Source organism: Soonwooa purpurea (assembly GCF_053891095.1).
Genome location: NZ_JBSSMA010000002.1, coordinates 238,239 through 254,182, shown reverse-complemented (window position 1 = coordinate 254,182; position 15,944 = coordinate 238,239). Strand labels below are relative to the sequence as shown.

Sequence of the window (15,944 nt, the reverse complement as noted above, 5' to 3'; positions counted from 1 at the left end):
TTTTTAAACTGTTTTTCTTTTTCTTTTTTCGTGATAAGCTGTAGCAGCATCTCTCACCCAAGCGCCTTCGTCAAAAGCTGTACGGCGTGTGTCCAATCTTTCTTTGTTGCACATGCCATTACCTTTCACCACTTTCCAGAACTCGTCCCAGTCGATTTCACCGAATTCATAATGACCCGTTTCTTCATTAAACCTAAGCTTTGGATCTGGAATTGTTAGTCCTAAGTATTCGGCTTGAGGAACTGTCATATCAACGAAACGTTGTCTTAATTCGTCATTGGTAAAACGTTTGATTCTCCAGTTCATCGAAGTCTCGGTATTTCCAGATTCCGCATCACGAGGTCCAAACATCATCAAAGTTGGCCACCACCAACGGTTGAAGGCATCTTGCGCCATTGCTTTTTGCGCTGGCGTGCCTTGTGCTAGTTTCATCATCAACTCGTAGCCTTGTCTTTGGTGAAAGGATTCTTCTTTACAAATTCTCACCATGGCTCTGGCATAAGGGCCGTAAGATGCTCTACACAACGGCACTTGGTTAAGGATGGCAGCACCATCTACCAGCCAGCCAATAGCGCCCATATCTGCCCAGGTTAAAGTTGGATAATTGAAAATACTAGAATATTTGGCTTTGCCTGAGTGCAGATCTGCCAACATTTGATCGCGAGAAACGCCTAAGGTTTCGGCAGCACAATACAGATACAAGCCGTGTCCTCCTTCGTCTTGGACTTTTGCTAAAAGTATCTTTTTACGATTAAGGCTCGGTGCACGTGTAATCCAATTGGCTTCGGGTAACATCCCGACAATCTCGGAATGGGCGTGTTGCGATATCTGACGAATCAAGGTTTTGCGATACGCATCGGGCATCCAATCTTTTGGTTCGATGCGAATTTCTTTGTCTATTTTGCTTTGGAAATGTTGTTCCAAATTGATTTCTGTTGTGTCCATAATTTATAATTTAACAGAAGTTGTACAGCTTGGTTGTTGCAGCCCGACTTGAGCGGAAATCCTTTTTGGAGATGCCCGAGCGAAAGCGAAGATATCTCCAAAAAGATTGGGAGCGGAAGGCGGATACAGCTGCCATAATTTTTATTTTATTTAATATCGAAATTAACAACGACTTCTTCCGAACGTGGATGCGCCTGGCAGGACAAAATAAATCCTGCATCCAGCTCGTCTTGTTCTAGCGAGTAGTTGATATCCATCTCGACTTCTCCTTTTTCTAGCTTGCACTTACATGTTGCACAAACGCCACCTTTACATGCAAAAGGAAGGTCTGCTCCATTTTGTAAAGCGGCATCGAGAATTGTCTGTCCATGATAAGCCAAGTCCAAATTGAGCGCTGATGCGTCCAGCTTAACAGTGACTTTGCTGTATTGATCATCTGCATGATTAACTGCCTGTGCATGTTCTTTCTTCTTTTGCTCGGATGTTGCGCTGTAGAATAACTCGAAGTGAATTTTCTTAGCGTCAACACCTGCGTTTTTCAGCGTATCTCTCACACTAAGGATCATCTCTTCTGGCCCACACAAAAAGACCTCATCTATTGTATTTGCTGGAATAATGTGATCCAAAAACAGTTGCGCTTTTTCTGAATTGATTCTTCCAGCTAACAAGTCGGCATCTGCAATCTCACGACTTAGAATATGATAAACACTAAGACGCTCCATATAGATATTTTTGAGCGCTTCAATGTCCTCTTTGAAAATGATATTGGCTTTGTTACGATTGCCATACACTAACACAAATTGGCTATTAGGTTCGTTTTTTAGCACCGATTTTATAATCGACATTACGGGTGTAATACCACTTCCTGCTGCAAAAGCGACATAAGTCTTTTCATGGTCAGAATTTAGTGTTGTAAAAAAAGTACCTTGTGGCGTCATGACTTCCAACACATCACCTTCTTTTGCTGCCTCGTTGATGTAAGTGGAAAAAGCGCCATCAGCAATCTTCTTCACCGCCACTTTTAATTCGTTTTCACAAGGGCTGGCGCAAATGGAATAAGAACGTCTAATTTCTTCGCCATTGCTTTGACCTTTGAAGGTTAAATATTGACCTTGTGTGAATTTGAAAGTGTCTTTTAAGTCCTCCGGCACGTCAAAACTCACAGACACACATTCTGGCGTTTCGCGTTTTATTTTTTTGATTTTAAGAGGATGAAAAGTTGTTGACATTATAATTAAATATTAATTCCGTTAAGTAATATAGTTGAAAGCTCTTCTTCCAACTCTTCGGCGCTGATATTACGGCTTGGCTTGTACCAAAGCTCTATCCAGCGCAATGATGATAAAATCGTGAACAAAGCGACAGAAACATTGATGGTTTTGAATTCGCTTGTTTCCATCCCTTGTTCCAAAACATTTGCAAAACTTCTTTCGTAAGATTTTCTGATGCTTTTGTATTCTTGTTTTTTCTCGTCACGAAGGTATTTCCAATCGTTATTGGCTACCGAAACCGCTGCGGCATCGTTTATTATTAATTCGACGTGAAGTTTTATAATCATTTTCAGTTTGTCCTGAAAACTTTCTTCCAAAGCTTCAATCTCGGACAATTGTGTGGTATAAGCATCTGCAATTTTAAAACAAATCAGTTCTAAAATCTCATCTTTTGATTTGATATGATTGTACATTGATGCCGCTTCCATGCCTACTTTTTCGGCAATATCACGCATACCCGTTCCTCCAAAACCCCGATCTTTAAAAAGCTTCGCAGCCTCTGTGAGTATGAGTTCTTTTTTATTTATTTTAGTTCTTAGCGGAGCCATTTTAATAATTTAAAAGCTTTTCGATTTCCAATTTCACTTTCTCCGCATTGGGAAGCATGCGTTCTTCCAAAACTGAATTAAGTGGAATGGCCGGCATATTTTCGGCACCAATTACTTTAACAGGCGCATCTAAAAATCGGAAACATTCGTCAGAAATTCTCGCTGCAATACTTTGTGCAAAAGAATTATTAACAGGTTCTTCTGTTAAAACCATACAACGATTATGTTTTTTAACGCTTTCAAAAATTTGGTTTTCGTCAAGCGGTGCCAAAGTTCTAAGATCGATAATTTCTACGCGACGGTCGAAACTTTTTGCGGCATTGCTCGCCCAATAAACACCCATTCCGTAGGTGATAATCGTTAAAGTAGATTCGTTATCATTGGCTTCTGCCAAAAGAACTTCGCGCGCTTTCCCAAATGGAATGATGTAATCTTCGTCTGGCTCAATAGTTTTAGCTTCTTCGGTTCCTTCAATTTTGGACCAATAAAGACCTTTGTGCTCTAGCATCACCACAGGATTCGGGTCGTAATAAGCTGCTTTCATCAAAGCTTTAAGATCGGCTCCTGTTGAGGGATACGCTATTTTTATACCTTTAATATTTGTTAAAACACTTTCCACCGAACTCGAGTGATAAGGCCCTCCACTTCCATAAGCACCAATTGGCACACGAAGAATCATTGACACAGGCCATTTTCCGTTGGACAAATAACAACTTCTTGCCACTTCAGTAAATAACTGGTTAAGTCCTGGCCAAATATAATCAGCAAACTGAACCTCAACAATTGGCTTAAGTCCAACTGCGCTCATCCCAACAGTAGAACCAATGATAAAGGCCTCTTGAATCGGTGTATTGAAAACTCTTTTGTCTCCAAATTGTCCCGCCAATGTAATGGCTTCACGGAAAACACCGCCCAATCTTGCCCCTACATCTTGTCCATACAACAAGGCTTCGGGATGTTTTGACATCAATTCTCGAATGGCAAACAATGCGCAATCCACCATCACGGTTGGGATTTTACCTTCGGGCTCACGAATTCCTTTTTCTTCGGTAATTGGCGTTGGCACAAAATCATGCGTAAACAAATCTTCTGGTCGCGGATCTTCTGCCAATAAAGCACGTTCGTAATCTTCGCGAACAGATTTTTGAATTTCTTGTTCTAATATCTCAACTTCAGAATCTTCAATACCGAATTCTGAAAGTTTTGCTCTTAATTTAGGAAGTGGATCTCTTGTTGCTGCTTCTTCAAGATCATCGCGATACCACTCTTTTCTAACGCCAGAAGTATGGTGATTTAACAAAGGAACTTTGGCATGTATCAACATCGGGCGACGTTCTTCACGAATGATGCGGATACATTCTTTTACGGTTTCGTAAGATTTAATAAAATCTGTTCCGTCAATAGTTCTCGCTTCAATTCCTTCGAAGCCTTGGATATATTTTGACATATCTTGCGCGCGGATTTCTGAAGCGTGCGCGGAAATATCCCATTCATTATCTTGCACCAAATACAAAATAGGAAGCTGCTTAAGCGCTGCCATTTGGAAAGCTTCTGCAACTTCACCTTCGGTGCAACTCGCATCTCCCAAAGAGCACACAGCAATTGGTTTGTCTTTAAAATCTTTCGTAAGTCCTAGTTCTTCTTTGTACTTAAGTCCCATTGCAACGCCTGTTGTAGGAATCGCCTGCATACCTGTCGCACTACTTTGGTGTGGAATTTTTGGCATGTCATCGCGATTAAGACTCGGATGCGAATAATAAGTTCTACCGCCAGAAAAAGGGTCGTCTCGTTTTGCAAGAAGTTGCAGCATCAACTCGTAAGGTGTAATCCCGATGCCCAACAAAATACTGTCGTCGCGGTAATAAGCGCTTAAAAAATCCTGAGGCAACAACTGAAGACCAAGGGCTAGCTGGATAGCTTCGTGACCGCGAGAGGTTGCATGTACATATTTTGAAGCAATCCTCTTTTCTTCTTCATACAAATCCGACAAGCTTTTTGCGGTAAACATTAACTTGTATGCGTTTTTAAGAAAATCTTCTAAGTTGCTTTCATTGATATTTCTTTTTGGCTGAGTAACTTCCATTTTTACGGTCTGCTATATATTTCGATTGGTTAAGATGATTTTGGGAAAGCAATAAAAAAGATAAATGCTAAAGGCTATTCCCCAAAAAAACATCTTGTGATTAGGTTATTACAAATATAAAAAAATCGACGACGCTAACAAACGTTAGTTAGTGATTTTGGTCAATATTACACTTTTAAGACAATTAGCATTGAATGAAATAAAAAAATATTGTAGTTTTGAAACACTTAAAAAAAATTGATGAAACTACGAGTACTTTTGGGATTAGCCTTTTGGTCTGCTTTGTTTTTATTTTCTTGTAAAAATGATGATATTTCTTTCGAAGAACCTGCACAATCTTTAAGATTTTCTGCTGATACTGTATTCTGTGATACTGTGTACAACCAAATGCGGTCCGAAACCTATGCTGTTAAAGTTTATAACAAAGAAAACAAAGATGTCCAAATCCCAAGAATCTATCTAGAAAGTGGGAATGCTTCTTTATACCGAATCAATGTAGATGGGCGTCCAGGCACAGATTTTAAAAATGTCCCTTTGCGAAAAAACGATAGCCTTTATGTTTTCGTGGAAATTGCACCCGTTGCCAACGCGCCAGAAGCCATTGCTGAAGACAAAGTGGTTTTCCAGACCGCTGCAGGCGAACAGAAAGTTACACTTTTCTCGGTCGTTCAAGATGCTGAATATTTTATCCAGTCAGATAGCAACCCAAATATTCTCAGCGACGACACCACATGGAACAATAATAAAGCTAAAATTATATTTGGTGATTTAACGCTTGCCGAAGGAAAAAAACTGACTGTAGAAAAAGGAACAAAAGTATATTTCCATAAAAAAAGTGGACTTAATATTTCTAAAAGCGCAACGCTAGAAGTGAAGGGCGAACTAAACCATGAAGTGATTTTCCGAGGCGATCGCAACGATGCACGATACGACACACTACCTGCCAACTGGAACGGAATACGTATGGAAGAGTCCTCTCAATTACACATGAATTACGCCAAAGTCTATGGCGGAAATGTTGGTTTGCAATTACAAGATAACGATGCCACGATAACAAATACAATCATACACACGTTCCAAAGTTTCGGGATATATGCTATTGGCGCCAATTTAACAACCAATAATCTTGTGATGAATAATTGTGGAGAAGCAGATTTAGCAATTTTTAAAGGAGGAAATTATAATTTAACCTATAGCACATTTGCTAATTATTGGGATCTTAATGGTGCATTATCTGCATACAGCATTTATGCGAGCAACTCTTGGAGCAATGGCGGACAAAACTACGAAGGACCGCTTAATTTTAAAATGACCAATTCTATCGCTTACAATGACAATATAAATGCAATATTATTTGCGCCAAAACCAGGACAAATTTTCGATTACAACATTTCAAACTGTTTGATAAAATATGGTGACAACGCGGGATATACATTTGAGAACAATAACAAAATCCAAAATTCCATAAAAAATATCGAACCAAAATTCGCAAATTATTACATCCAAAAAATGAATTTAAGAGTTAAAGAAGGTTCTGGTGCAATCGGAAAAGGCGTTTCAATTCCTGGAAACACCATGGATATTGTAGGCGTAGCAAGAAAAAATCCGTCAACCATCGGTGCTTACGAATTTTAATTGTTAAGACCAAAATGGAAATCACAACACTTCAACAAGAAGTTGATGCTTGGATAAAAACTGTTGGCGTTCGTTATTTCAATGAGCTAACCAATATGGCGATGCTGACCGAAGAAGTTGGCGAAGTCGCGAGAATTATTGCCCGACGTTACGGTGAACAAAGTGAAAAAGAATCCGACAAATCCAAAGATCTTGGCGAAGAGCTGGCAGATGTATTGTTTGTAACCTTATGCTTGGCCAACCAAACGGGTGTTGACTTGCAATCTGCTTTTGATAAAAAAATGAAAATAAAAACCGAGCGCGACGCGGAACGTCACGCGCAAAATGATAAATTAAAATAAGCTTTTATGCTATTAAAAAAGTCTCAACTTATTGATGGACAACAGATACAAATTACCGGTTCGAAAAGCATTTCGAACCGTCTTTTGATTTTAGCCCAACTGTTCAATAATATCGATATTCTCAACTTGTCGAATTCCCAAGACACACAACTTCTGAAAACCGCTCTTAACAGCGCAAACAATCTTATCGACATTCATCATGCGGGAACTGCCATGCGCTTTTTGACGTCTTACTTTTCAATCCAAGCAGGAAGAACAGTGACGTTGACAGGATCTAGCAGAATGAAACAACGTCCTATAAAAGATTTGGTTGCTGCTTTGCAAAGTCTTGGCGCTGAGATTGACTATTTGGAAGAATATGGTTTTCCACCTTTAAAAATTACAGGACAAAACTTAATCAAAAATACGGTTGAAATCCCTGCCAACATCTCAAGTCAATTCATCACCTCTTTGATGTTAATTGGTTCCAAATTACAACATGGACTTCATATAAATCTCGTTGGAGAAATAACATCGCGGCCTTATCTGGAGATGACCTTATCAATCCTGCGAAGTATCGGAATTGAAGCTTCTATAAAAGGACAAATAATTTCTATCGATCACCATTCTGGTAGCTTAAGAACAGAATATTATGAAGTGGAAAGCGATTGGTCATCGGCATCCTATTTTTATGCTTTGGCAGCAATTGGTCGCAAAACCATTCACCTTAAAAGTTTTAAAACCTTGTCTTTGCAAGGCGACAGTCATATAAAAGAATTGTACTGGAAACATTTTGGAATCGACACACTTTCGGATTTTGCAGAAAACAGCATTACTTTGATGCCAGATGTGCATTATAAAAAACCTGAACTAATATCGCTCGACATGAACGATTGTCCAGACATTGCACAAACACTTTGTGTGACCGCTTCGGTTTTGAAAATTCCATTTTATGTTTCGGGACTGCAGACATTGAAGGTTAAAGAAACAGACCGCCTGGTTGCTTTACAAAACGAACTTCGTAAAATTGGCGTTGAAACCGAGATTGAAGAAGATAGCATACAGTCTATTTCTTTCTCAGATGTTGAGGAATTGCCTGTGATAGAAACCTACAACGATCATCGTATGGCAATGGCTTTTGCGCCCGTTGCTTTGGATCGCGATATTGAAATCCTACACGAGCAAGTGGTTGAAAAATCCTATCCTGAATTTTGGCTGGATTTTGCTAAAGTAACGCGAAAAATATAGTCCAACAAGGCTAGAAACTATAACCTAGCCCCGATGGAAGCGACATCCTTTGTTGTGAGTGAGGCGGCGGAGCGATAGCGGAGCCGACCGAGCGAACAATAAAGATACAGCGGACAGCGGGCGTATATCTTCTAAGAATGGGAATTTTTCCTGCTTCAAAAAAAATGAATTTTTAAAAATGAAAAATACAATCGTCATCACAGGAAGCTCAACAGGTATTGGCTGGGCGCTTGCGGAATATTTCGGAAAACAAGGACATCGGGTTTTTGGACTTAGCCGAAAATTGACCGAAAGCCCTTATTTTGAATGTATCCCAACAGATGTGACAGATAATGACGCGGTGAAATCTGCAGTTGCAAAAATCCTGGAAGTCGAGAACAAAATTGACGTTTTGATTAACAATGCTGGAATGGGCATGGTGGGCGCTGTAGAAGATTCTAACCAAGAGGAAATCCTGAAGCTTTTTAACCTAAATCTTGTGGGAAGCGTCCAAATGATGAGTGCCATAATGCCTAGTATGCGTCATCAAAAATCTGGACAAATCATTAATATATCGAGTATTGGCAGCGAAATGGGATTGCCTTTTCGAGGATTTTATTCGGCATCAAAAGCAGCGCTCGACAAAGTGACGGAAGCGATGCGTTACGAAGTTGACCAATGGAACGTCCAAGTTTGCAGTCTACACCTTGGTGATATTAAAACCAATATTGCTGACAATCGTATCAAAACCAATGTATCCACACCATATCAGGGGATTTTCGAAAAAGTTTATTCTTTGATGAATGCGCATGTTGACCAAGGTAACGACCCGCAAGAAGTGGCCGAATATATCGACCAACTTCTACAGAAAAATAAATGGAAAGCCCATTATTATTTTGGCGCATTTGGACAAAAAATAGGTGTTCCGCTGAAGTGGATTCTTCCACAAAACATCTATGAACATCTGATGAAGAAATACAATAATCTAAAGTAATTTCTGTTACATTAATGTCGGACACTATTGATGTTGAAAGCGATTCTTTACCTTGTCATGATTTTTTCTACTGCCTTTTTACAAGCGCAGCAAAAAGACTTTTGGCTAATTGACAAAGATTCTCAGAAAAAAAACATGGTGAAAGATTCTGCTGCCGCAGTCAAATTTCTGGATAGCCTAGCACAGACATCTTACTTTTTTGCAAAATTAGAATCGGTGGAGAAGAAAGACAACCGCACCGAAATCGTTTATGACAAAGGTCCAAACTTTAACCAAGCGCAAGTCAAGTTTTCGGATAGTCTTCAAAAAGAGCTTAATTATCCAAAAGAAATTTTCGTGAAAAATCTTGATTCTTTAAGACAAAAGATTAATCAGAATTATAGAAATAAAGGTTTTGCCTTCAATCGTGTTAAGACCAGGTTTGTGGATTTTAAAAACAATGTTGCGACTGTACAAATCTCTGTAAATACCTCGCAACAGCGCCGTATCAACTCTTTTGTGGTGCGTGGTTACGAGCGCGTGCCAAAACGTTTTATTAAAAATCTAGAAAAAACTTACCTCAACAAAATTTACGATGACAACAACCTTGTGTCGATTAACAGAGATTTACAAGGTCACAATTTTGTAAGTTTGGAAAAGCCACCGCAGACTTTATTCACGAAAGATTCCACGCAAATTTATTTGTTTTTACAAAAGAAAAAAGTGAATAATTTTGACGGCATGCTGGGATTTGGGAATGACAAATCCGAAAAATTCACCTTCAACGGAACGATTAATGTATCGCTTCGCAATATGTTTAATGGTTTTGAAAGCATTGGTCTTTATTGGCAACGCAATCCAGATCGTGGACAGACTTTTGATTTGCAAACCGATATTCCGTATGTTTTCAACTCGAATGTTGGGGTTAATTTTGGGGTTAATATTTACCGACAAGACTCGACTTTTGCCAGTGTAAAATTCCGTCCGTCGTTGTATTTGCATCTTTCACAAAATCAAAAAATAGGTCTTCGCGGCACGTTTGAAAGTTCTGCAGTTTTGGATTCTTTGTACACACAGGCGCAGGATTTCACCAAGAAAGGCGTTGGACTTTGGTACCAATATCAAACAGGAAGTGAGATTCCGTTGTTTTTGTACAACACCCATATTCGTGCGGAATTTGACTTTATTAAAAGTACTTATGACAAGACCAATTTGTCCGTTAATCAACTAAGATATTTTGTAACTGGCGAACACAACTTGCATCTAAGTGGCAACCATTATCTTAATTTAAAAGCAGAATCGGCCTTACTTTCTGCCAAGAATGATTTATCGGTCAATGAGCTTTTTAGATTTGGAGGATGGAATTCTTTTCGGGGTTTTAACGAATTAAGTTTGATTAGCGATTTTTATGCTTTTGCTGGCGCAGAATACCGATATCTCGTGAACGACCGAGCGTTTTTTGATATTTTCGCGCAATATGGAAGCATGTCGAACAAGGCCTTAAATGTCAGTCCGAGTCTGTATAGTTTTGGACTTGGCTTCAACTTCTTTTTGCCTGTTGGGCTAATGAGTTTTCAAATCTCAAATGGTAGCCAATTCGGGGTTCCTTTCAAATTTGCAGAAACCAAAATCCATTGGGGAATTGTTAGTCGGTTTTAAATCATATATGATTATATAAATCTTTTAATTATAATTTTTTATTTTAGCGAATAATTTCATGATAATGAAATTATTAACGTGTTCAAATCAAAAAAAATTAACTAATTCGAAAACTTTTAAAATGAATAAATTTCTATTCATTCTATTTCTCTTTAATTTTAGTTTTAATATTCATGCGCAACTGGTTGATCCTATTAAGCTTCATCATGAAATATCAGAGCTTAATGATCGATACAAATATGAAGAATCTATTGTAAAGCTCGAAAATATTCTTAATAATAAAAAAGCAAGCCAACAGGATTTGTACAATGCTCATTTGCAGAAAGCTTTAACTTATAAAAGATTGTATAATTATCCCGAAGTTTTAGAAAATCTTGGCTACGCGATGGAAGAAGCCAAAAATACCGATTTCGAAGAAGCAGCTGAAGTAAGAATATTGACTGAAAAAATGTTTGTTGAATTTGATTCTCGATCTTATGCTCAAGCTGAAAAACTCATCAACATTTTAGCCACAAAAAACCTCAATCTATTAGACCCAGAAACGCATGCATTTTACCTCAGCGCTGTTGCGGTAACGCAAATCATCAATAAAGAATACACGCTTGCAAAAGCCACGCTAGATGATGCTATAAAAATTTTGAAAGTTGAAAGTCCAAAACATCTTCCTTTAATCTACACCAAAATGATAGGACTTGCTGAACATTTCAAAGATAAAGACATGGCGCAAAAAGCTTTTGATGAGGGAATTGCTTATGCGAATAAATACAATATGGCTATTTACAAAATATCGATGTATTATACGATGAGTCACTTTTTTCTTACACTTGAAGATTATAAAAACGCTTACCTCTACGAAAACCAAGGCGTTGAGATTTCTTCACAATATAATGCAACTTTCCAGAGTGGTAAACTCGCTGTTTTAGAAAAAAATTTGATTAACAAACGTAATAATTTAGAACGCGATTATCAAAAAAAGCTCCAATATTTTCTTGCGTTTTCTATCGTTATTTTGTCAGCTTTTATAATTGTACTCATCAAACTACACAAATCTAATAAGCAAAAAAACAAGCTAATACAACGAGAAAACACCCGCATGCGTGGCGAACTAGAAAAACTGACCAAAGCGCTTGACGAAAAAGGCGAGCAGAAAATCAGCCTTGACAATTACAATCTTAGTCAGCGACAATTGGACATCATCGAGCTTGTAAAAAAAGGAAAAACAAATAAAGAAATTGGTTTGCAACTTCATATTTCTGAAAACACTGTCAAATACCATCTTAAAATTATTTATAACATTCTGGAAATTGATAACCGAAGCGAATTACAACCTGCTATATAAAAACATTTCCAGATATATCAACAGTATAAAAGTTATGGCTCTAAAAAATAGATTGTATTATTGCAAACCCATTTCGTATTGTAACAGTGGCAAAATTAACAGCCAATACAAACGTCCAAAACATCCAATAAATAAAACATTAAAATCAAGCTACTGACCCCAACCGGTTAAAAAATACAAGCATGTCAAAATTTCTATATTTCATTATCTTTCTTGTTGTCTTCCAGTTTTCAAAATCCAACAACATTGATACTTCCAAACTGAATAATGAAATCTCTAGTCTTAATGATAAATTTAATTATGAAGAATCTTTTATTAGATTAGAAAAAATAATTACCGATCGTAAATCAACAAACTTTGATAAGTATAATGCTTATCTGCAAAAAGCACTTACGCAAAAAAGACTCTACAACTATCCCGAAATACTTAGCAACCTGGAATTGGCGCATAGCTTTGGCAAAGAAAGCAAGACACAAGCGGAGCGGGATTTGGTAGAAGTAAGAATTCTTGTCGAAAAGATGTTCGTCTATTTTGACACTTCAAAATTTGAGGAAGCCGACGTTTACTTAAAACAAATAGAAAAAAAAGACGTATCTATCTTAGAACCAGAAACTAAAGCTTTTTACAACAACGTTCTCGCGATATGGAAAATGCGTGATAATGATGTGCAAGGCGCAGAAGACATTCTCAACAACACCATCGCGATATTAAAAAAAGAAAGCCCGAAACATCTTCCTGCCATCTACATCAAAGCACTCGAAATTGCGCGTCAAACCAAAGACAAAAAAAAGGCTGAAGACGCCTTCCGAAATGGATTGTATTATGCGCAGAAATACAATATGTTGATCTACGAAAATTATTTGTACTACACCATAAGCCGCTTTTACGGCGAATCGGGCGATTACGAAAAAGCCTACATCTACCAAAGTAAAGCACTCGAAATTACAACAAAATACGATGCTAACAACTATCGAGGAAAACTTACAATCCTAGACAAAAATCTTCTTGACAACAGAAAAACCAAAGAAATCGAATTTGAAAAGCGAATAAAATTCTTATTTATTTTACTATTTGTTTTTGCAATTGCGTTGGCATTCGTTCTTTATAGACTCTATCTTTCTAATAAACAACGAAAAAAATTCATTGAGTCTGAAAACAACCGAATGCGACACGAGCTGGAATTAATTGCAAGCAATACCAAAACTAAAGAAGAAAAATACATTGAAAACTATAACTTTTCCGAAAGACAAATAGACATCATCAACCTTGTAAAACAAGGAAAAACAAATAAAGAAATTGCTGCAGAACTTTTCATTTCCGAAAATACAGTCAAATATCATTTGAAAATTATCTATAACAATCTAGGCATCGAAAAGCGTTGGGATCTATAAAGCCTCAGGGATCATTAATTCGATAAAAAACATATAGACGACTGATTTACAGATTGAAAATTAAATTTAGTTAATATCAATTCCTTGATTTTCAGAATTCAGCAAAAAACTTTAATTTTGCAAGAAAGTAAAAATGTCTATTCACAACAAAATTGTAGAACAAGCTATCACTTTTGATGATGTTCTTCTCATCCCTTCGTACTCCGAAGTCTTACCGAATCAGGTATCTTTAAAATCAAGACTTACAGACAAAATCACGCTTAATGCGCCAATCGTTTCCGCGGCGATGGACACGGTTACAGAAGCCGATTTAGCAATTGCCATTGCTCGTGTTGGCGGTCTTGGCTTCATCCACAAAAATATGACAATCGCAGAACAAGCTGCACAAGTTAACCGCGTAAAACGTTCAGAAAATGGCATGATTTCCGATCCCGTTACACTTTCCAAAGATCATACTTTGGGTCAGGCTAAGGATTTAATGAACAAATATAAAATCTCTGGACTTCCCGTTGTTGACGCAGACGGTATCCTTATCGGGATTATTACCAATCGTGATGTTAAATATCAGGAAAACCTTGATATGAAAGTCGCTGTGATCATGACAAGTGAAAATCTTATCACATCCGACAAAGACACTAATTTAGAAAAAGCGAAAGAGATACTTCTTAAAAATCGTGTTGAAAAATTACCGATTGTTGACCAGAAAAATAAATTGGTTGGATTGATTACTATTAAAGACATCGACAACCAAATGGAATATCCTAATGCCAACAAAGATGAAAATGGACGTCTTATCGTAGGTGCGGGCGTTGGCGTTGGCGAAGATACAATGGATCGCGTAAAAGCATTGGTTGCTGCAGGCGTTGACATTGTTGCCATAGATTCTGCACACGGACATTCTAAAGGTGTTTTGGACAAGATTGCTGAAATTAGAAAAGCCTATCCTACTCTGGACATCGTTGGCGGAAATATCGTAACCGCTGAAGCTGCTAAAGATCTAATTAAAGCAGGTGCTAATGTTCTAAAAGTTGGCGTTGGTCCAGGATCAATCTGTACAACACGAGTTGTTGCTGGCGTAGGTGTACCTCAACTTTCTGCAATTTACAATGTATATGAATATGCTAAAAAGAAAAATGTTGCGGTTATCGCTGATGGCGGTATCAAACTTTCGGGTGATATTGTAAAAGCCATCGCAAGTGGCGCAAGTGCTGTAATGCTAGGATCTCTTTTGGCAGGAACTGAAGAAGCACCAGGCGAAGAAATCATCTTCCAGGGCAGAACCTTCAAATCTTATCAAGGTATGGGAAGTCTTTCAGCAATGAAGCGTGGTGGTAAAGAACGTTATTTCCAAAGTGAAGCTAAAAAATTTGTTCCAGAAGGTATCGAAGGACGCGTACCTTACAAAGGAAAATTAGAAGATGTTATCTTCCAATTAACGGGAGGTCTTCGAGCTGGAATGGGTTATTGTGGCGCGAAAGATATTGAAGCCTTACAGAAAGATTCAAAAATGGTAATGATCACAGGAAGTGGATTGAAAGAATCTCATCCTCATGATGTGATTATTACGCAAGAAGCGCCTAACTATTCTTTATAAAAGAATTTCTTATAAAACAAACTCCGAAGCTTTTAGAAACTTCGGAGTTTTTATTTGTTTAAAAAATGATAAAAAGAGATTGTGGTAATGACAAAATCCAATGATTTTCAACTTCTGAAATAACCTCTTAATATCTACAATTCTAAAAAATTATTTTTTGATAACTTTAGTAGATTCTTTAGAACCGTCAACATAACTAATATTAACAATATAAGAACCATTAGCTAAGTTTTCTACGTTGATAGAAGTTTCTACGGTCGTTTTCACAACTTTTCCAGCAGCATCATAGATAGAAACAGATGCTACTTTTTTATCAGATTTAATGTTAACAACATCTGCTGTAGGATTTGGATAAACGCTTACAAAAGATTTTTTAGAAACATTAGATACAGCTAAGAAAGGATCTGTTGCAGTTGCTGTTACAGAAATATTATCAAAACCTGCAGTAGTCGCACCAACCATTAAAACATCGAATTCGTTTGGATAATAACCAGCACTATAACCATCATAAGTCAACACTTCACCATTGTTTACACGTGCTTTAATTTCTCCTGTACTAGAATCAAAAGCAACTTTGATGTGATACCAAGTATTAGGACTTGCATTTTCATCTAAATAAATTCCGTCAAAAGAATCAGCCAAATACAAAGCGCCATCACTATAACCTATTTCCATGAGAGTAGCATACCCGTCATCAGTATTATAAATTTGTACAGCTCCAACAGCATCTGTTCCGTTAGTTCCTGTGTAATAGTCATATTCTACAACAAAAATATCATTACCTTCTGTTCTTGCAGCAGGATCAAATTCTCGAAATTTCCAAGCACCATCCGAGTTAGAAGATGGACTAGCTAACTGAAAAGACTTTCCGTGTGCTGCATCAATATTTGCAACTTTTGTCCAACTTGCGGTAACGCCATCATTTTGCCAGCCTCCTTGTGTACCGAGATTTCCGATAT

General features: G+C 37.7%; 13 protein-coding genes. 8 read left to right on the top strand and 5 right to left on the bottom strand.

Annotated features, from left to right (window positions below; translation table 11 throughout):
- Nucleotides 1-3: 3 nt before the first annotated feature.
- The 4 genes from paaA to ACVFVN_RS02965 form a co-directional block, all read right to left on the bottom strand.
- Nucleotides 4-945: a 1,2-phenylacetyl-CoA epoxidase subunit PaaA gene (gene paaA, locus ACVFVN_RS02980; RefSeq protein WP_456234111.1), complete on the bottom strand. Its 942-nt coding sequence runs from the start codon at nucleotides 943-945 to the stop codon at nucleotides 4-6.
- Between the two features lie 146 nt (nucleotides 946-1,091).
- Nucleotides 1,092-2,174, bottom strand: a complete 1,083-nt coding sequence (paaE, locus tag ACVFVN_RS02975; protein WP_456234110.1) for a 1,2-phenylacetyl-CoA epoxidase subunit PaaE — start codon at nucleotides 2,172-2,174, stop codon at nucleotides 1,092-1,094.
- 5 nt (nucleotides 2,175-2,179) lie between these two features.
- Entirely contained in the window at nucleotides 2,180-2,764 is a 585-nt protein-coding gene (locus tag ACVFVN_RS02970) for a TetR family transcriptional regulator (protein WP_456234109.1), read from the bottom strand.
- 1 nt (nucleotide 2,765) lies between these two features.
- A complete protein-coding gene (locus ACVFVN_RS02965; RefSeq protein WP_456234108.1) occupies nucleotides 2,766-4,847 on the bottom strand; it encodes an alpha-ketoacid dehydrogenase subunit alpha/beta in 2,082 nt (693 codons plus the stop codon).
- Nucleotides 4,848-5,087: 240 nt separating this feature from the next.
- On the opposite strand from ACVFVN_RS02965, the gene ACVFVN_RS02960 reads away from it, so the two are divergent.
- The 8 genes from ACVFVN_RS02960 (at nucleotide 5,088) to guaB (ending at nucleotide 14,985) form a co-directional block, all read left to right on the top strand.
- On the top strand, nucleotides 5,088-6,482 hold the full coding sequence (locus ACVFVN_RS02960) for a hypothetical protein (protein ID WP_456234107.1): 1,395 nt from the start codon (nucleotides 5,088-5,090) through the stop codon (nucleotides 6,480-6,482).
- 14 nt (nucleotides 6,483-6,496) lie between these two features.
- Entirely contained in the window at nucleotides 6,497-6,823 is a 327-nt protein-coding gene (locus ACVFVN_RS02955) for a nucleotide pyrophosphohydrolase (protein ID WP_165135795.1), read from the top strand.
- Nucleotides 6,824-6,829: 6 nt separating this feature from the next.
- Nucleotides 6,830-8,050 (top strand): 3-phosphoshikimate 1-carboxyvinyltransferase, encoded by a 1,221-nt coding sequence (locus tag ACVFVN_RS02950; RefSeq protein ID WP_456234106.1) that lies wholly within the window; start codon nucleotides 6,830-6,832, stop codon nucleotides 8,048-8,050.
- Nucleotides 8,051-8,228: 178 nt separating this feature from the next.
- On the top strand, nucleotides 8,229-9,023 hold the full coding sequence (locus ACVFVN_RS02945) for an SDR family oxidoreductase (protein ID WP_456234105.1): 795 nt from the start codon (nucleotides 8,229-8,231) through the stop codon (nucleotides 9,021-9,023).
- Nucleotides 9,024-9,053: 30 nt separating this feature from the next.
- Entirely contained in the window at nucleotides 9,054-10,661 is a 1,608-nt protein-coding gene (locus tag ACVFVN_RS02940; RefSeq protein ID WP_456234104.1) for a hypothetical protein, read from the top strand.
- Nucleotides 10,662-10,782: 121 nt separating this feature from the next.
- Nucleotides 10,783-12,000 carry a response regulator transcription factor gene (locus ACVFVN_RS02935; protein WP_165135787.1) on the top strand — a complete coding sequence of 406 codons (1,218 nt, stop codon included), beginning with the start codon at nucleotides 10,783-10,785 and terminating at the stop codon, nucleotides 11,998-12,000.
- 182 nt (nucleotides 12,001-12,182) lie between these two features.
- Nucleotides 12,183-13,391, top strand: coding sequence for a LuxR C-terminal-related transcriptional regulator (locus tag ACVFVN_RS02930; RefSeq protein ID WP_456234103.1), 1,209 nt, complete (start codon nucleotides 12,183-12,185; stop codon nucleotides 13,389-13,391).
- A gap of 133 nt (nucleotides 13,392-13,524) precedes the next feature.
- Nucleotides 13,525-14,985, top strand: coding sequence for an IMP dehydrogenase (gene guaB / locus ACVFVN_RS02925; RefSeq protein ID WP_456234102.1), 1,461 nt, complete (start codon nucleotides 13,525-13,527; stop codon nucleotides 14,983-14,985).
- A 150-nt stretch (nucleotides 14,986-15,135) separates the two neighbouring features.
- Here guaB and ACVFVN_RS02920 read toward each other — a convergent pair whose 3' ends face one another.
- Nucleotides 15,136-15,660, bottom strand: a complete 525-nt coding sequence (locus ACVFVN_RS02920; RefSeq protein ID WP_456234101.1) for a T9SS type A sorting domain-containing protein — start codon at nucleotides 15,658-15,660, stop codon at nucleotides 15,136-15,138.
- Nucleotides 15,661-15,944: the final 284 nt, after the last annotated feature.